Raw genomic sequence first — 15,074 nt, 5'->3', positions numbered from 1 at the left:
GGGCGGCGGGGGCGGGGGGGGGGGGGGGGGCGGGGGGGGGGGCGCGCGGGGGGGGGGGGGGGGCGCCCCCGCCCCGCCGCGGGGGGGCGGGGCCCCCCCCCCCCCCCCCCCCGGCCGCTCACCCCGTCACCCGGCCCCGCCGCGCGGGACCGCGAACGCCGTCAGCAGGGCACCGCCCGGCCCGAGTTGGGCCCAGGTCCCGGGCAGCGCGAGCACCGCCGCGGCCGAGGTCGGGTACTTCTCCCGCACCCGTGAGGACGGCTCGTCGGTCCGCTCCACCGCCACCAGCAGCACCAGGTCCCGGACGGCCGGGCGGTGCCCCACCAGCAGCACGGTCCGCCGGGACTCCGGCACCTTGCGGAGCAGGTCGAGCAGGTCCTCGGCCTCACCGCGGTAGGCCCGGGGGTCGTACACCACCTCGGGGTCGCCGCCGAGCTCGGCGGCGGCCAGTTCCCAGGTCTCCCGGGTGCGCCGGGCGGGTGAGCAGATCACCAGGTCGGGTGCGCGTCCGCAGTCCCGCAGCCAGCGGCCGGCCGCCGGGGCGTCCGCCCGGCCGCGCGGGGCGAGGGGGCGTTCGTGGTCCGGCACGTCGGGCCAGGCGGCCTTGGCGTGCCGCAGGACGATCAGCCGGGCGGGGTGGGCAGCAGCCGTCATGAGGTCAAGTGTGCGCCTCCGTGAGCCCTGACGGGAGTCCCACGCGCCGCCGTGCCCCGCACGCCGTGCCGCGCGCGTGTTGCGCCCCGGGCCCGCCACGCCGAGCTGGGAGCATGGGGAGTCCCTGCCCGGACACGGATCGGAGCCGCCCCGCCATGGCCGTGAAACTTCGACTCGCCCAGCAGCCCGAGGCCGACGAACTGCTCGGCCGCAGCCCGCTGGCCGCCCTCGTGGGGATGCTGCTGGACCAGCAGGTCCCGATGGAGCACGCCTTCGCCGGCCCCCGCACCGTCGCGGACCGCCTCGGCGCGGACGACCTGGACGCGCACCGGATCGCGGCGATGGACCCCGAGGAGTTCGCGGAGCTGTTCGCCCGCAAGCCCGCCGTGCACCGCTACCCGGGATCGATGGCCAAGCGGGTGCAGCAGCTGTGCCAGTACCTCGTCGAGCACTACGACGGGGACGCCGAGGCGGTCTGGCGGGACGCACCGGACGGCCGGGCGCTGCTCGCCCGGCTGACCGCCCTGCCCGGCTACGGCAAGCAGAAGTCGCAGATCTTCCTCGCCCTGCTGGGCAAGCAGTTCGGGGTCCGCCCCCGGGGCTGGCGGGAGGCGGCCGGCCCGTACGGCGAGGAGGGCGGCTTCCGCTCGGTCGCGGACATCACCGGCCCGGAGTCCCTGGTCAAGGTGCGCGCCCACAAGCAGGAGGCCAAGCAGGCGGCCAAGGCCGCGAAGGCCGCCAAGAGCGCCGAGGTCACCGGGACGGACTGACCCTGCGGTAGGCGTACCGGCCCTTGATCTCCCGGTTGAGGTACGTCCCGTGGCTCTCGGCGGCCAGCAGCCCGGCGTACTCCTCGGCCGGCACGGCCAGGTAGTGGTAGACCGACCCGCCGGTGTACTCGACCTCCAGCCGCCGCCCGGCGGCGTCGTACCCGGCCGACCGGACGCAGGAGGACTCCAGCGGCACCCGCTCCACGCCCCCACCCTGCCCACCCCGCCGCCGGCCCGCCACCGGGAGCGGGCCGGGCGGAGGCGGGGGAAAACCGGGAGACACCGGACGACCGCGTCGCTAGCGTGCGAACCATGCGAGAACTGTCCGAGAGCGAGATCCGCGCGTCCTTCGTCAACTGTTCCAAGGGCGAGGCGCGCCGGCTCAGCCTGCCCCGGGGCCTGTCCGAGCTGCCCTGGACGGACCTGGACTTCCTCGGCTGGCGCGACCCCGGCGCCCCCGACCGCGGCTACCTGGTCGTCGAGCGGGACGGCGCCCCGGTCGGCGTCACCCTGCGGGTCCCGTCGGTCCGTCGCAGCCTCGCCAAGAGCAACATCTGCTCGCTGTGCATCACCACACACGCCGGCAGCGGGGTCGCCCTGCTCACCGCGCGCCGGGCCGGTGCCGCCGGGCGCGAGGGCAACACGGTCGGCAACTACGTCTGCGCCGACCTGGCCTGCTCGCTCTACGTCCGCGGGCTGAAGAGGTCCGCCGCGGTCAGCCGCCCGGAGGAGTCGCTGACCCTGGACGAGCAGATCGAGCGGACGGTCGGCAACCTGGACGCCTTCCTGGCCAAGGTCCTGGCCTGAGCCCCGGGGGCGGGGCCGGTCCGCCGCGAGCCCCCCGCGCGGGGGGCTCGCGGACGGCGGTCAGCCCGCCTGGTACTCGACCGTGAGCAGTGCCCGGCCCACCGCGTGGAAGGCCAGGTTGAAGCCGACCGCAGCCGCCGGCGTGTCCGCCTTCACGTCCAGCACCGGCACGTCCAGGGCGTGCACCGCGAAGAGGTAGCGGTGGGCCGGCCCGGGCGGCGGCGCCGCGCCGTCGTACTGGTGGCCGGGGAAGTCGTTGCGGACGTGGAAGGACGCGCCGCCGGGCAGGTCGGCATCGGAGGAGCCGGCACCGCGCGCCAGCTCGGTGGTGTCGGCGGGCAGGTTGACCGCCAGCCAGTGCCACCAGCCGCTGCCGGTGGGCGCGTCCGGGTCGAAGCAGGTGACGGCGAAGCTCCGCGTCCCGGCCGGAAACCCCGACCAGGACAGCTGCGGCGACAGGTTCCCGCCGCCGTGGACGTGCTCGTCGGGCATGGTGGCGCCGTCGACGAGGTCACTGCTGGTCAGCTCGAAGGACGGCACCTTCGGCAGGAAGTCGTACGGAATCGGCGGACGGACCGTCATGGGGCGTCCCTCTCCTGGACGTCGGGGCGGGTTGCTTGCCGGGGCAGTCTATGGATCCCGGGCCCCGCTCAGGACCCGAACCGCTCCGCGACCGCCGCCCCGAGTTCGCTGTCCCGGCGGCCGAGGTCCAGCGGCAGGTCGAAGTGGTTGCGCCCGGCCGCCACCAGGATCCGCACCGGCACCCCGGCGGCGTGCGCCGCCGCGGCGAACTCGTCCTGCTGGCGGGCGAACTCGTCGGTCTCGTGCTCACCGCGGGCGATCACCAGCGGCGGCAGTCCGGCGAGCGGCAGGTGCAGCGGGCTGTTGCGGCGGGCCGCCCCGGCGTCCAGCCCCAGGGCGTCGTTGACGTAGCTGAGGGCGATCGGCTCCAGGTCGTAGACGCCGCTGAGCAGCACGGCCCCGGCGATCGGGTGCGGGGTGCCGCGCTCCGGGTCGAGCAGGGCCATCGCGGCCAGGTGCGCACCGGCCGAACTGCCGCTGAGGTACACCCGCCCGGGGTCGACGCCGAGCCGCTCCGCGTTCGCGAGCAGCCAGCGCACCGCCCGGCGGACCTGCGCCACGATCTCGTCCAGCGGCCAGGCCGGCGCCAGCCCGTAGCCCACCGCCGCGAAGGCGGTGCCGCGGTCGAGGAAGTCCGGCGCGGCGAAGGCCGAGTCGGACTTGTCCAGCTCCTGCCAGTAGCCGCCGTGCACGAAGACGTGCAGCGGTGCCCCGGGCGCGGCGGCGGGGAAGAAGTCGAGCAGTTCCGGCGGCTGCGCGCCGTAGCGCAGGTCCCGGCGGACCTTCCGGGCGGCGTGCGCGGCGGCGCTGCCGTCGGTGTACGCGGCCAGCTCGGCGGCCAGGTCGGCGACCCGGCTGCTCGGCGAGTACTCCACATCCAGCTGCGCCCGGTCGAACTGCCGGTAGACGGGTGACATCGCCGCTCCCTGCCATCAGGTATAGACCAATACCGGGCGCCCCGGCTAGCGTGGGAGACCCCCGCGTACCGCCCTGCTCCGGAGCCGCCCCATGGAGTCGTCCGTCCTCGCCTTCGCCACCGATCTGCTGGACGAGGGACCCGACGCCTTCTTCGGCAACCTTACCGAGCGGGCCGGCGTCGGCGGGGTGACCCTGGCCTCGGTCTACCACGAGGCCCGCGACGTCTTCCCGCACAACCCGCGCCGGGTGGTCCGGTACCTGGAACCGGGCGCCGCCTACTTCCGGCCCGACCCCGCCCGCTGGGCGGGCCGTCGGCTCGCCCCCCGCCCGTCCACCGCCATCGGCGAGGGCGACCCGTTCGCCGTGGCCGCCGAACAGGCCCGCCGCCGCGGCCTGAAACTGCACGCCTGGACGGTCTTCTGCCACAACGACCGGCTCGGCTTCGAGCACCCCGACTGCGCCCCCGCCAACGCCTTCGGCGACCGGTACCGCACCGAGCTCTGCCCCGCCAACCCCGAGGTCCGCAAGTACGCCACCACCCTGGTCGAGGAGCTCGCCCGGTACGGCGTCGACGCGATCCGCGCCGAGTCGCTGCACTTCCACGGGCTGCGCCACGGCCACCACCACGAGCGCTACTTCGAGGACCTCGGCCCGACCGCCGAGGCGCTGCTCGGCCTCTGCTTCTGCGACCACTGCCGGGCCGGGGCGACTGCGGCCGGCGTTCCGGCGGACGAGGTCCGCGCCACCGTGCGCGACGAAATCCGGGCCCGCCTCGCCGACGAACGCCGCGCCGCCGAACCGGCAGCCCTGGACACCCTGGCCGGCGGCGCCCTCGCGGCCTACCTGGACGCCGCCACCCGCACCGTCACCTCGCTCGCGGCCGAGGTCGCCGAGGCCGCCGGCCGGCACGGCATGCGGCTCACCTTCATGGACGGCGCGGGCCCCGGCAAGGGCTGGCTCTCCGGCATCGACCTACCCGCCCTGGCCGGGGCCGCCCACCAGATCGAGACCCTGGGCTACGCCCGGACCCCGGAGGCCGTCCGCGAGAAGGTCGCCGCCTTCGCCCTGCACGGCGTGCGCCCGCAGGAGATGGCCGTCATCCTGCGCCCGATGGCCTCGGACTGCGACGGACCGGACAACCTCGCGGCGAAGATCGAGGTCCTGCGCGGCCTCGGCGTCCCCGAGGTCGAGTTCTACCACTACGGCCTGATGCGGCTGTCCTCGATGGACCGGATCGGTGCCGCGCTGCGCTGACCTCAGCGCCGCCGGCGCGAGGTGCCGAACAGACTGCGGGTGATCTCCCGCCCGAGCTGGGTCCCGGCCGAGCGGGCGAAGGACTTCAGCGCCGGGCTGCTCAGCAGCGAGCCCAGCACACCGCCCGGCTCCTCCCGTTCCTCCCGCTCCCGCTCCTCCCGCTCCCGCTCCTCCCGCCGGGGCCGCTCGCGTTCCGCCTCCCGCGGCCGCGACGCGGTCTCCGGCTCCGCCGCGGGGGCCGCCGCCGGACGCGCGGTCAGCTTCTCGTAGGCGGACTCCCGGTCGATCGCGTCCCGGTAGCGCGCGGCCAGCGGCGAGGCCTCCACCGCCGCGCGCAGCCCGGGCTCGGCCACCGGCCCCATCAGCGACCGCGGCGACCGCAGCCGGGTCGCGGCCACCGGCGTCGGAGCCCCCTTCTCGGAGAGCACCGTCACCACCGCCTCGCCGGTACCCAGCTGGGTGAGCACCTCCGTCAGGTCGTAGCCGGACTTCGGGAAGGTCGAGACGGTCGCCTTCAACGCCTTGGCGTCGTCCGGGGTGAAGGCCCGCAGGGCGTGCTGCACCCGGTTGCCCAGCTGCGCCAGCACGTCGGCGGGCACGTCCTTGGGCGTCTGGGTGACGAAGAAGATCCCGACCCCCTTGGAGCGGATCAGCCGGACGGTCTGGGTGATCGACTCCAGGAAGGACCTGGACGCGCCCCTGAACAGCAGGTGCGCCTCGTCGAAGAAGAACACCAGCTTCGGCCGGTCGAGGTCGCCGACCTCCGGCAGTTCCTGGTAGAGGTCGGCCAGCAGCCACATCAGGAAGGTGGAGAACAGCCGCGGCCGGTCCTGCACCGCGGGCAGCTCCAGCACCGAGACGGTCCCCCGCCCGTCCGCGGCGGTCCGCAGCAGCTCCGCCGTGTCGAACTCCGGCTCGCCGAAGAACGCCCCCGCGCCCTCGTTGTCCAGCACCGTCAGCGAGCGCAGGATGACGCCGGCGGTGGCGGCCGACAGCCCGCCGATCCCCTTGAGTTCGGCCTTGCCCTCGGGCGAGGTGAGGAAGGAGATGACCGCCGTGAGGTCCTTGAGGTCGTACAGCTCCAGGCCGCTGCGGTCCGCGTAGTGGAAGACCAGTCCGAGCGAGGCCTCCTGGGTCTCGTTCAGCTCCAGCACCTTGGCCAGCAGCAGCGGCCCGAAGCTGGTCACCGTCGCCCGGACGGGGATGCCGGTGCCCTGGCCGCCCAGCGCGTAGAACTCGGCCGGGCAGCCCTGCGGCGTCCAGTCCTGGCCGACCTCGGCGGCCCGGGCCGTGATCCGGTCGTTCGGGGTGCCGGGCACGGAGATCCCGGAGACGTCCCCCTTGATGTCGGCCAGGAAGACGGGGACCCCCTGCTCCGAGAGCTGTTCGGCGATCAGCTGGAGGGTCTTGGTCTTGCCCGTGCCGGTGGCCCCCGCCACCAGGCCGTGCCGGTTCAGCACCCCGAGCGGGATCCGCACCTGCGCCCGCGGCCAGGTCTCGCCGTCCCGCACCACGGCGCCCAGGTCGAGCGCCGGCCCGGTGAAGGCGTACCCCGCGGCGATCTCCCGGACGGCGTCCGGCGGCTCCGACCCGGGTGATGACGCCGGCCCCGAGGTCGGCTCCGACGGCTGCTCGGACGGCTGCCCGGATGTCGGCGGGGACGGCTGCTCGGACGATGGCTGGGCGGAGGTCATCGGGCTGGCTCCCAACGCGGGGCGAGGTGTCCTGAGAGGTCATGAGGCGTCACAAGACGGGATATTCCGGCATTCACCATCAAAACGCCGGAGTGTTCGACCCGCAGGTCAGGCCCCGCCTGCTGCGCCCGCGACGCCCTGGACGGTAGGCTTTCCGTGTGATCTTCAAGCGCATCGGCAACGGACGGCCGTACCCGGATCACGGCCGGACCAGCACCCGCCAGTGGGCGGACGTCGCGCCGCGCCCGGTGCGGCTGGACCAGCTGGTGACCACCAAGGGCCAGCTGGACCTGGAAACGCTCCTGGCCGAGGATTCGACGTTCTACGGGGACCTCTTCGCCCACGTGGTGAAGTGGCGCGGCGACCTCTACCTGGAGGACGGTCTGCACCGGGCGGTCCGGGCCGCCCTGCAGCAGCGTCAGGTGCTGCACGCCCGCGTGCTGGAGATGGACTGACCGCCGTCTCCGTTCCCGGATCGCAAGATCGCAGGTCACCCGCCGGAGGTGGGCCGTCCCACCCCCGGTACATCCTTTCGAGTGCCGTCGTACTCCAGATGATGATCATTTAGTACATATGCGACCGGTCGGGCCTTAGTCTGCTGACTACGGCCTCGCACCAGTCGGCGTTCCCGCCGCACCCGCACCGGACGGCCGTACCGTCACCGAACCCCGCCCCGGCACAAGGGGGAGACAGACCGTGAGCATGTTGACTCCCCAAGGTTTGAAGGGGAAGCAGTACCGGGTCACCGGTAACTCGTACCCTCGCCTGGGCCGCCCGCCCCGCAGGAGCCGCCGCGTCCTGGCGCTGATCGGATCGCTGCTCGCCCTGGCGCTGATCGCGCTGGGCGGGGTCCAGCTGGTGGAGATCTTCACCGGCAGGGGCGGCAAGGCCACGGCCCAGGCCTGCGCCTCGCCCGCGGCCTCCGGCAAACCGCTGGCCGCACCCGAACCCGGGAGCAGCCCGGCGGCCGGCGCGGGCTCGCCCGCGGCCCCGGCCGCCCCCGGCGCACCGGCCGCCACCAGCACCGCCGTCCCGCAGCCGCAGGCCGTCACGGTGAACGTGTACAACGCCACCGGGAAGAGCGGTCTGGCCGCGCGGACCGCGGACGAGCTGAAGGCCCGCGGGTTCACCGTGGGCGCGGTCGGCAACGCGCCGACCGCGCTCGACAAGAAGGTGCCCGGCACCGTGCAGGTGATCAGCGGCCCGGCCGGTATCGGCGGCGCCACCCTGGTCGGCTCGCAGGTCGCCGGCGCGACCACCACGGCCGACACCCGGGCGGACGCCACCGTCGACCTGGTGATCGGCGACGCCTACACCGCGATGCTCGACCCGACCCAGGCCGCCGCCGCGCTGGCCGCCGCGATCAAGCCCTCGCCGAGCGCCTCCGGGCCGGGCAGCTGCTGACCGGTTCCACCCCTTCACACGCGACGGCCCGGTGTGCTCCCCGCTCGGGGAGCACACCGGGCCGTCGTGCGGTGTGCGGCGCGGGCGCCGGTCAGCCGGCCGTGCCGTAGAGGCGGTCGCCGGCGTCCCCGAGGCCGGGGACGATGTACCCGTGCTCGTTGAGGCGCTCGTCCAGCGCGGCGGTGACCACCGTGACCGGCGTCCCCACCAGCTCCTTCTCCATCAGCGCGACGCCCTCGGGCGCGGCCAGCAGCACCACGGCGGTGACGTCGGTGGCACCGCGCTCCAGCAGCATCCGGATCGCCGCGATCAGGGTGCCGCCGGTGGCCAGCATCGGGTCGAGGACGTAGACCTGACGCCCGGAGAGGTCGTCCGGCATCCGGGTGGCGTAGGTGGAGGCCTCCAGGGTCTCCTCGTTGCGCACCATGCCCAGGAAGCCGACCTCGGCGGTCGGCAGCAGCCGGGTCATACCGTCCAGCATGCCGAGGCCGGCCCGCAGGATCGGCACCACCAGCGGACGCGGGTAACTCAGCCGGGTACCGGTGGTGACGGCGACCGGGGTGGTGATCTCCACCTGGTCGGTCCGGACGTCCCGGGTGGCCTCGTACGCGAGCAGGGTCACCAGCTCGTCGGTCAGCCTGCGGAAGGTCGGCGAGTCGGTGCGCTCGTCGCGCAGAGTGGAGAGCTTGTGGGCCACCAGCGGGTGGTCGACGACATGGAGACGCATGTGCCAACCGTAACGTCCGGCAGCACATGGGTACGACTCGCCGCGAAACGGGCGTGGCCCGACGGTACGGAGTGACCGCCGGGACGGCTGCGACGCGCCACCGATCGGGGTACCTGACCGAACCGAGACCTTTCCCGTGGTATCAAGCGGACATTTCTGGGAACGTCGGAGCGTATGAAGAGCAACCCGGACGCCGGGCCCGGCTCGACAGACGAGTCCCAGCCCGTGCCCGAGACCCCCGCGGACCGCCGTAGACGGCGGGCCGTGTTCCTTCGCGAGCTCACCGAGGCGCGCGAGCTACGGGCGCGGGTGCAGCCGCGCCGTACCAAGGAGCGCCGCCTGCGCGAGGCGATGCGGATGCGAACCTTCCGGATCTGACGGCCCACCGGCCGTTCCGTCGGCCGCCGGCCAGCCATTCCGACACGACCTGCAAAGACGCGCTGCAGAACACCCCCCGCAGCGGCGGGCTTTCTGTCACGATGCGGTGGGACGGTCCGAACAGCGGACCGCCTCTGGCGCGGGGGCGGCCAGACCGCGTTCGCCCGAGATCGCCGACAGCCGAGACCAATCTTGGGAGTGTCCCTGGTGGCGTACTTCGCTGCAGTGCTTGCTCGCACCGGTGCCGGGTGGGATGTGAGCGAGACCGAACTCGACAACGTAGAAGCCCTCACCGACCTGGTGGACCTCGCCCGGGAGGCCGCCGAGGACGACGACACGGTGCTGGTCTTCATCGAGCAGGAGGACGCCTGGTTCGCCGTCCTGCGGGTGGACGGGGAGGAGGACCCCCGGATCTTCGTCTCCGACGGCGCCGCGGCGGCCCGCAGCTCCTACGGGGCGATCCTCACCGACGAGCTGGTCGAGCAGACCGGTGACGACTTCGACGACCTGGACGACCTGGTGGCCGACCTGGACGACGAGGACGCCGCCGGCGGCGACCAGGACGGCGACGACGAGAGCGCCGGAGCCGTCGGCCCCGGTGGCGTCCCGGTCGGCCCGCTCGGCGACTCCGAGCTGCTGGCCGAGTACGGCCTCGGCGCCACCGAGCTCAACGACCTGGCCGGCGAGGGCGCGGTGCCCGGCGAGGCGCTCGCCGAGATCGCCGAGGCGATCGGCTGCGGCGAGATCCTGGAGGCCGTCCGCTAGCGGACGGCCCGGTGGCCCGCCGCCCGGACCCGGTGCCCGACACTGGGTCCATGCAGCCCGCACCGACCCCCCGGCTCGCCCCGCTCCCGACACCCGTCCGCCCCGACCCGGTACGCGATCGCTGGAACGCCCGGATGCGCCTCGCCATCGAGGAGGCCGCCCTGGCGACGGCCAGCGGCGACGTACCGGTCGGGGCGCTCGTGCTGGGGCGGGACGGCGCGGTCCTCGGCCGCGGCCACAACGAGCGCGAGGCCGTCGGCGACCCGACGGCCCACGCCGAGGTGGTCGCCGTCCGCCAGGCCGCCGCCGCCCTCGGCGAGTGGCGGCTGAGCGGCTGCACCCTGGTCGTCACGCTGGAGCCGTGCACGATGTGCGCGGGCGCGATCGTGCTGTCCCGGATCGACCGGGTGGTCTACGGCGCCCTCGACGAGAAGGCGGGCGCGGCCGGCTCGCTCTTCGACGTGATGCGCGACCGCCGGCTCAACCACCGGCCCGAGGTGATCGGCGGCGTGCTGGCCGAGGAGTGCGGAGCCCAGCTCCGGGCGTTCTTCGACACCCAGCGCTGATCCCCGCGCCGATCCCCGCGCCGATCCCCGCGTCGGCCCGGCGGTGGCCCGGCACGGGAACGGATTTCGTCCCCGCCCGGACCGTCCGGTAGAGTCTCCCTCGGTAGCGTGTCCGAGCGGCCAAAGGAGCACGCCTCGAAAGCGTGTGTGGGGGCAACTTCACCGTGGGTTCGAATCCCACCGCTACCGCTCTGAGCAGGACGAACGAAGGGCCCGAGCTGATCACAGCTCGGGCCCTTCGTCGTCGCTCCATCACCGCGACCACCCGGGTCGTCGACCACCCACGGCGTCCCGGACGCGGAACGGCCCCGCACTCCGTCCGGTCGACGACCACCCTGCCGGGGACCGGGGAGTGCGGGGCCCTTCGACCGCACGGGCCGTCGGAAGGGGGGAGCGGCCTTCGGGGGGACCGGCCGCTCCCCCCTGCGGAGATCCCACAACCGGTGCCGCGTCGGGGGGAAGCCGCGGCGCCCGGTCCCACAGCGGGGAAACTCCGGTTCCATGCACCGGGGATTCCTGCCAGATCCTCGGTACATCACCCATCCTGCCGTCCGGGCCGCGCCCGGGCATCCGGAGAAAGCCCTCACTCGCGGGGACCTTCGTCCCGGAGGGTGAACGCGGCGCTCACCCGATAGCCCGTCCGGTGGATAAGCTGCGGCCCTGGAGAGAGGGCGCCCGGGGACCGGGACGGCGCCCTGTACGAGGGAGGCAGGCCCGTTCGATGGCTCAGGCGAAGAAAGTCGGGATGTACCTGCTGCTGATCTTCGTGATCTACACGATCATCACCTCCCCCACCCGCGCCGCCGAACTGGTCCAGTCGGGGTTCGTCGGCATCTCGGACGCGGCCAAGGCGGTCGGGACCTTCATGACCGGGCTGGTGAAATAGCGGGCCGCCCGGGCGGCTACCGTGACGGGGTTCGTTCACCCTCACTGCTAGGAGCGGCATCGTGATCCGGCACCTGGTCCTGTTCAAGCTCAACGACGGCGTCTCCAAGGACGACGCGCGCGCGGTCGCGGGCGCCGAGGCGTTCGACGGGCTCGGCTCGCTCGTCCCCGAGCTGCGCGAGTGGGAGTGCGGCTGGAACACCACGGACCGCGACATCGCGCACGACTACGCGATCAACAGCCTGGTCGAGGACCGGGACGCGCTGCAGGCCTACCTCGGCCACCCGGCCCACCAGGCCGCGGCCGCGCAGTGGCGCGAGTTCGCCACCTGGGTGATCGCCGACATCGAGGTCTGAGCGACCCGCCGGCCCAGCGGTCCGGCCGTCGCACACGTACAACCCTTGCGGCCCCCCGCCCCGATCCCGGGCGGGGGGCCGATGCACATTCCGCCGTTCGCCGCACCGTCAACCAACACGCCTAGATCCGGTACTTGCCCGCACTGCGAACGACTTGTGATGCTATGACCGGTTTTGCCGGAAATGGCGAGGTGGTGAGCGAACCCCGAGCAGCGCCGAGGCGCCCGGTCAACGCCGGGCTGCAGGCCGACAGCCCGGATCACGCGGTGCCGACATTGGGAGGGGTGCAGGTGTCCGTACGGACACAGGACGGGACGCCGGAGGCCGGCCAGGACGACGAGGTCCGGGCCGAGCCGGAGGCCGGGGCCGAGCGGGACGCGGCCGAGGAGCCGAGGGACCGCCGACCGGGTGCGCGCGGCAGCGCGGTGGACGTCCGCACGCTGACCCGGGTGCTCTTCGAGCGGATGGCCGAACTGCCGCCGGACGCGTCGGAGCGGGCCCGGGTGCGGGCCGCCCTGATCGAGGTCAACATCCCCCTCGTCCGCTACGCCGCGACCCGCTTCCGCAGCCGCAACGAGCCGATGGAGGACATCGTCCAGGTCGGCACGATCGGCCTGATCAACGCGATCGACCGGTTCGACCCGGACCGCGGCGTGCAGTTCCCCACCTACGCCCTGCCGACCATCCTGGGCGAGATCAAGCGCTACTTCCGCGACAACGTCCGCACCATGCACGTGCCACGCCGGCTCCAGGAGCTGTGGGTCCAGGTCAGCGGCGCCATGGAGGAGCTCACCGTGGTGCACGGACGGGCCCCCAAGGTGCCGGAGATCGCCGCCAACCTGCGGATCCCGGAGGAGGACGTCCGGGCCTGCTTGGACGCCGGCCGGGCCTACAACGCGGCCTCGCTGGAGGCCGCCCAGGAGCACGAGGGCGGCCTGGCCCTGCTGGACCGGCTCGGCTACGAGGACTCCGCGCTGGCCGATGTCGAGCACCGGGACATGGTCCGGCACCTGCTGGTCCAGCTGCCCGAGCGGGAACGGCGGATCATCATGCTGCGCTTCTTCGCCAACCTGACGCAGTCCCAGATCTCCACCGAGCTCGGGATGTCCCAGATGCACGTCTCGCGGCTGCTGGCCCGGATCCTGACCCGGCTGCGGACCGGGAACTCCTGGGAGGAGTGAGCACGGGCGACGGCGACTCCGGGTCGCACCGTGTTACCACGGAGTGACATCTTGCGACATTCGGGTTTGCCGGGGACAGTGTGCCGGTATTGAGGTGGGGGACGAACTCATCCGGGAACCACTGTCTGGTGGTGCCCGTTGAACAGTCAGTCACGAGGGGGTGGGTGCGTGTCCGGAAAGCCGGCCAGTGCAGTCGTCGAGGCAGTCGCCGAGGGGATCCCGGGGCAGGGGGCGGTCGGGGCGGTCGTCGTCGTGCCCGCCGGGCCGGCCGGGCCCGCGGAGGCCGCCGCCGCGGAGCCGGCCGCCGCGCCGCCCGGGATCGAGCTCGCCGACCGGACGCTGGACACCCGCACGCTCTCCCGTTCGCTGTTCCGCCGGCTGGCCACCCTGGACGCCGGGAGCGAGGAGCACACCTACGTCCGGGACACCCTCATCGAGCTCAACCTGCCGCTGGTCAGGTACGCCTCCGCGCGCTTCCGCAGCCGCAACGAGCCGATGGAGGACATCGTCCAGGTCGGCACGATCGGCCTGATCAAGGCGATCGACCGGTTCGACCCGGACCGCGGGGTGGAGTTCCCGACCTTCGCGATGCCCACCGTGGTCGGCGAGATCAAGCGCTTCTTCCGGGACACCAGCTGGTCGGTCCGGGTGCCGCGGCGGCTCCAGGAGCTGCGGCTCGCGCTCACCAAGGCGGGCGACGAGCTCTCCCAGAAGCTGGACCGGTCCCCCACCGTGCCCGAGCTGGCCGCCTTCCTCGGCGTCAGCGACGACGACGTGGTCGAGGGCCTCGCGGTCGGGAACGCCTACACCGCCAGCTCCCTGGACTCCAGCCCCGGCGAGGACGACAACGGCGAGGGCCCGCTGGCCGACCGACTCGGGTACGAGGACCTCGCCCTGGAGGGCGTGGAGTACCGCGAGTCGCTCAAGCCGCTGCTCGCCAAGCTCCCGCCCCGCGAGCGGCGGATCATCATGCTGCGCTTCTTCGGGAACCTGACGCAGTCCCAGATCGGCGAGGAGATCGGCATCTCGCAGATGCACGTCTCCCGGCTGCTGACGAAGACCCTGGCCCAACTGCGCGACGGGCTGATCACGGAGTCCTGAGACGGCCGTGACGGGCCTCGGCGGGCTACCCCCGCGGCCCGCCGCCGTCGGCTGCGCAGCGGGCGGTCAGACCAGCAGGTTGGCGCGGAGCCCGTCGAGCACCTCGTCGTCCAGCCCGAGGCCGTCCCGCCAGAACGCCTCGAACGACGGCCAGCCGGCCTCGACCTCGGCGAACGCGGCCTCCAGGTAGGCGCGCTCGGCGAGGAAGACCGGCAGCAGCAGGGCCGGCTCCTTCATCAGGCCGCGGGTGCCGAAGCTGTCCATGATCTGCTCGATCAGTGCGGCGGAGCGCTCGTTGGTGAGCAGGTAGTCGTCGAAGACGGTGTCGCGGTCGACCCCGAGCGCGGTCAGGACCAGCGCGGCCGTCCAGCCGGTGCGGTCCTTGCCGGCCGAGCAGTGGAAGATCAGCGGCGGGCCGGCGGGCGCGGCCAGCAGCCGGACCACGGTGGCGAAGCGGTCCCGGGCCACCGGGTCGGTGACGAACCAGCGGTAGAGGCCGGTCATCATCCCGGCGGCCTTGCCGTCGCCGAGCAGGGCGCGCTGCTTGGCGGCGTCCCGGTCGGCCAGGGCGTTGCGCAGCGCGACGTAGATGTCGAAGTCGGCGGCGAAGATCGGCAGGTGGTGCAGCGCGATCCCGGACGGCTCGACGGGCTCGACGGTGACCGGGGTGTCGGAGAGTTCGGCCCTGGTGAGCTCGGCGGTGGGCAGGCCGGGAATCCGGTCCGGGCCCGCCTCGCGGACCTCGACCAGGCTGCGCAGGTCGACCACCCGGCGCAGGCCGTGCGCGGCCAGCGCATCCAGGTCGTCCTCGGTGAGCCGGCTGAGGGAGTCGGCGCGCAGCGCGACGCCGTGCCGCAGCGTCCGGCCGTCCGCGGTCCGGTAGCCCCCGAGGTCACGCGCGTTGACCGCGCCCGTCAGGCCGAGGCTGCGTGCGGTCTCGGTGGGCTGCTGCGTCACGGGACGTCCTCCAGAGGCACGGGCGTACGAGAGTCGTAGGACCCGTTCAGTCTAGGGACACCGGGGCGGCGTCCA

At 73.7% G+C, this 15,074-nt stretch carries 19 protein-coding genes and 1 tRNA gene; 13 read left to right on the top strand and 7 right to left on the bottom strand.

Annotation, left to right across the window (positions count from 1 at the left end):
* Positions 1-126: 126 nt before the first annotated feature.
* Positions 127-654 (bottom strand): SixA phosphatase family protein, encoded by a 528-nt coding sequence (locus ACIOFR_RS18915; RefSeq protein ID WP_400998466.1) that lies wholly within the window; start codon positions 652-654, stop codon positions 127-129.
* Positions 655-809: 155 nt separating this feature from the next.
* On the opposite strand from ACIOFR_RS18915, the gene ACIOFR_RS18910 reads away from it, so the two are divergent.
* Entirely contained in the window at positions 810-1,424 is a 615-nt protein-coding gene (locus tag ACIOFR_RS18910; protein ID WP_400998463.1) for an HhH-GPD-type base excision DNA repair protein, read from the top strand.
* On the opposite strand, the gene ACIOFR_RS18905 is transcribed toward ACIOFR_RS18910, so the two are convergent.
* Positions 1,408-1,629: a KTSC domain-containing protein gene (locus ACIOFR_RS18905; protein ID WP_400998461.1), complete on the bottom strand. Its 222-nt coding sequence runs from the start codon at positions 1,627-1,629 to the stop codon at positions 1,408-1,410. The two genes, ACIOFR_RS18910 and ACIOFR_RS18905, sit on opposite strands and share 17 nt — an antisense overlap.
* A 107-nt stretch (positions 1,630-1,736) precedes the next feature.
* Here ACIOFR_RS18905 and ACIOFR_RS18900 point away from each other — a divergent pair, with 107 nt between their 5' ends.
* Positions 1,737-2,231 carry an FBP domain-containing protein gene (locus ACIOFR_RS18900; protein ID WP_400998458.1) on the top strand — a complete coding sequence of 165 codons (495 nt, stop codon included), beginning with the start codon at positions 1,737-1,739 and terminating at the stop codon, positions 2,229-2,231.
* A 60-nt stretch (positions 2,232-2,291) separates the two neighbouring features.
* Here ACIOFR_RS18900 and ACIOFR_RS18895 read toward each other — a convergent pair whose 3' ends face one another.
* A complete protein-coding gene (locus ACIOFR_RS18895; protein ID WP_400998456.1) occupies positions 2,292-2,813 on the bottom strand; it encodes a YbhB/YbcL family Raf kinase inhibitor-like protein in 522 nt (173 codons plus the stop codon).
* Positions 2,814-2,881: 68 nt separating this feature from the next.
* Positions 2,882-3,730, bottom strand: coding sequence for an alpha/beta hydrolase (locus ACIOFR_RS18890; RefSeq protein WP_400998454.1), 849 nt, complete (start codon positions 3,728-3,730; stop codon positions 2,882-2,884).
* A 91-nt stretch (positions 3,731-3,821) separates the two neighbouring features.
* Here ACIOFR_RS18890 and ACIOFR_RS18885 point away from each other — a divergent pair, with 91 nt between their 5' ends.
* Entirely contained in the window at positions 3,822-4,985 is a 1,164-nt protein-coding gene (locus tag ACIOFR_RS18885; RefSeq protein ID WP_400998452.1) for a hypothetical protein, read from the top strand.
* Between the two features lie 2 nt (positions 4,986-4,987).
* Here ACIOFR_RS18885 and ACIOFR_RS18880 read toward each other — a convergent pair whose 3' ends face one another.
* The gene (locus tag ACIOFR_RS18880) at positions 4,988-6,679 is read right to left on the bottom strand and encodes a helicase HerA-like domain-containing protein (RefSeq protein WP_400998450.1); all 1,692 of its coding nucleotides are present in this window, start codon (positions 6,677-6,679) and stop codon (positions 4,988-4,990) included.
* Between the two features lie 158 nt (positions 6,680-6,837).
* Here ACIOFR_RS18880 and ACIOFR_RS18875 point away from each other — a divergent pair, with 158 nt between their 5' ends.
* Together ACIOFR_RS18875 and ACIOFR_RS18870 are read left to right on the top strand one after the other, a co-directional pair.
* Positions 6,838-7,134 (top strand): type II toxin-antitoxin system VapB family antitoxin, encoded by a 297-nt coding sequence (locus tag ACIOFR_RS18875; RefSeq protein WP_014136828.1) that lies wholly within the window; start codon positions 6,838-6,840, stop codon positions 7,132-7,134.
* 265 nt (positions 7,135-7,399) lie between these two features.
* On the top strand, positions 7,400-8,083 hold the full coding sequence (locus tag ACIOFR_RS18870) for a LytR C-terminal domain-containing protein (protein WP_400998448.1): 684 nt from the start codon (positions 7,400-7,402) through the stop codon (positions 8,081-8,083).
* Positions 8,084-8,174: 91 nt separating this feature from the next.
* Here ACIOFR_RS18870 and upp read toward each other — a convergent pair whose 3' ends face one another.
* Positions 8,175-8,810 (bottom strand): uracil phosphoribosyltransferase, encoded by a 636-nt coding sequence (upp, locus tag ACIOFR_RS18865; protein WP_371498117.1) that lies wholly within the window; start codon positions 8,808-8,810, stop codon positions 8,175-8,177.
* Between the two features lie 174 nt (positions 8,811-8,984).
* Here upp and ACIOFR_RS18860 point away from each other — a divergent pair, with 174 nt between their 5' ends.
* From ACIOFR_RS18860 to ACIOFR_RS18825, 8 genes are all read left to right on the top strand, one after another.
* On the top strand, positions 8,985-9,188 hold the full coding sequence (locus ACIOFR_RS18860; RefSeq protein ID WP_371498119.1) for a hypothetical protein: 204 nt from the start codon (positions 8,985-8,987) through the stop codon (positions 9,186-9,188).
* A gap of 255 nt (positions 9,189-9,443) precedes the next feature.
* Entirely contained in the window at positions 9,444-9,953 is a 510-nt protein-coding gene (locus ACIOFR_RS18855; protein WP_400998444.1) for a hypothetical protein, read from the top strand.
* A 50-nt stretch (positions 9,954-10,003) separates the two neighbouring features.
* Positions 10,004-10,519, top strand: a complete 516-nt coding sequence (gene tadA / locus ACIOFR_RS18850) for a tRNA adenosine(34) deaminase TadA (protein WP_400998441.1) — start codon at positions 10,004-10,006, stop codon at positions 10,517-10,519.
* A gap of 102 nt (positions 10,520-10,621) precedes the next feature.
* A tRNA-Ser gene (locus ACIOFR_RS18845) sits at positions 10,622-10,708 on the top strand.
* A 532-nt stretch (positions 10,709-11,240) separates the two neighbouring features.
* Positions 11,241-11,405 carry a hypothetical protein gene (locus tag ACIOFR_RS18840; RefSeq protein ID WP_350641138.1) on the top strand — a complete coding sequence of 55 codons (165 nt, stop codon included), beginning with the start codon at positions 11,241-11,243 and terminating at the stop codon, positions 11,403-11,405.
* A gap of 61 nt (positions 11,406-11,466) precedes the next feature.
* On the top strand, positions 11,467-11,760 hold the full coding sequence (locus ACIOFR_RS18835) for a Dabb family protein (protein WP_400998438.1): 294 nt from the start codon (positions 11,467-11,469) through the stop codon (positions 11,758-11,760).
* 290 nt (positions 11,761-12,050) lie between these two features.
* Positions 12,051-12,941 carry an RNA polymerase sigma factor SigF gene (locus tag ACIOFR_RS18830; RefSeq protein WP_400998435.1) on the top strand — a complete coding sequence of 297 codons (891 nt, stop codon included), beginning with the start codon at positions 12,051-12,053 and terminating at the stop codon, positions 12,939-12,941.
* A gap of 168 nt (positions 12,942-13,109) precedes the next feature.
* Positions 13,110-14,042 carry an RNA polymerase sigma factor SigF gene (locus ACIOFR_RS18825; protein ID WP_400998432.1) on the top strand — a complete coding sequence of 311 codons (933 nt, stop codon included), beginning with the start codon at positions 13,110-13,112 and terminating at the stop codon, positions 14,040-14,042.
* Between the two features lie 66 nt (positions 14,043-14,108).
* Here the strand turns inward: ACIOFR_RS18825 and ACIOFR_RS18820 are convergent, their stop codons facing one another.
* Positions 14,109-14,999 (bottom strand): tyrosine-protein phosphatase, encoded by an 891-nt coding sequence (locus ACIOFR_RS18820; RefSeq protein WP_400998429.1) that lies wholly within the window; start codon positions 14,997-14,999, stop codon positions 14,109-14,111.
* Positions 15,000-15,074: the final 75 nt, after the last annotated feature.

Origin of the sequence: Kitasatospora sp. NPDC088346, assembly GCF_044740765.1 — a bacterium.
In the GTDB taxonomy this organism is placed as follows: domain Bacteria; phylum Actinomycetota; class Actinomycetes; order Streptomycetales; family Streptomycetaceae; genus Kitasatospora.
Note: the sequence above shows the minus strand (reverse complement) of the source record. Positions and strands in the feature narration are given on the sequence as shown.

Coding starts and splice junctions, on each gene's coding strand:
- ACIOFR_RS18915 (WP_400998466.1), bottom strand. CDS start 654: ATGACGGCTGCTGCCCACCCCGCCCGGCTGATCGTCCTGCGGCACGCC.
- ACIOFR_RS18910 (WP_400998463.1), top strand. CDS start 810: ATGGCCGTGAAACTTCGACTCGCCCAGCAGCCCGAGGCCGACGAACTG.
- ACIOFR_RS18900 (WP_400998458.1), top strand. CDS start 1,737: ATGCGAGAACTGTCCGAGAGCGAGATCCGCGCGTCCTTCGTCAACTGT.
- ACIOFR_RS18895 (WP_400998456.1), bottom strand. CDS start 2,813: ATGACGGTCCGTCCGCCGATTCCGTACGACTTCCTGCCGAAGGTGCCG.
- ACIOFR_RS18890 (WP_400998454.1), bottom strand. CDS start 3,730: ATGTCACCCGTCTACCGGCAGTTCGACCGGGCGCAGCTGGATGTGGAG.
- ACIOFR_RS18885 (WP_400998452.1), top strand. CDS start 3,822: ATGGAGTCGTCCGTCCTCGCCTTCGCCACCGATCTGCTGGACGAGGGA.
- ACIOFR_RS18880 (WP_400998450.1), bottom strand. CDS start 6,679: ATGACCTCCGCCCAGCCATCGTCCGAGCAGCCGTCCCCGCCGACATCC.
- upp (WP_371498117.1), bottom strand. CDS start 8,810: ATGCGTCTCCATGTCGTCGACCACCCGCTGGTGGCCCACAAGCTCTCC.
- ACIOFR_RS18860 (WP_371498119.1), top strand. CDS start 8,985: ATGAAGAGCAACCCGGACGCCGGGCCCGGCTCGACAGACGAGTCCCAG.
- tadA (WP_400998441.1), top strand. CDS start 10,004: ATGCAGCCCGCACCGACCCCCCGGCTCGCCCCGCTCCCGACACCCGTC.
- ACIOFR_RS18840 (WP_350641138.1), top strand. CDS start 11,241: ATGGCTCAGGCGAAGAAAGTCGGGATGTACCTGCTGCTGATCTTCGTG.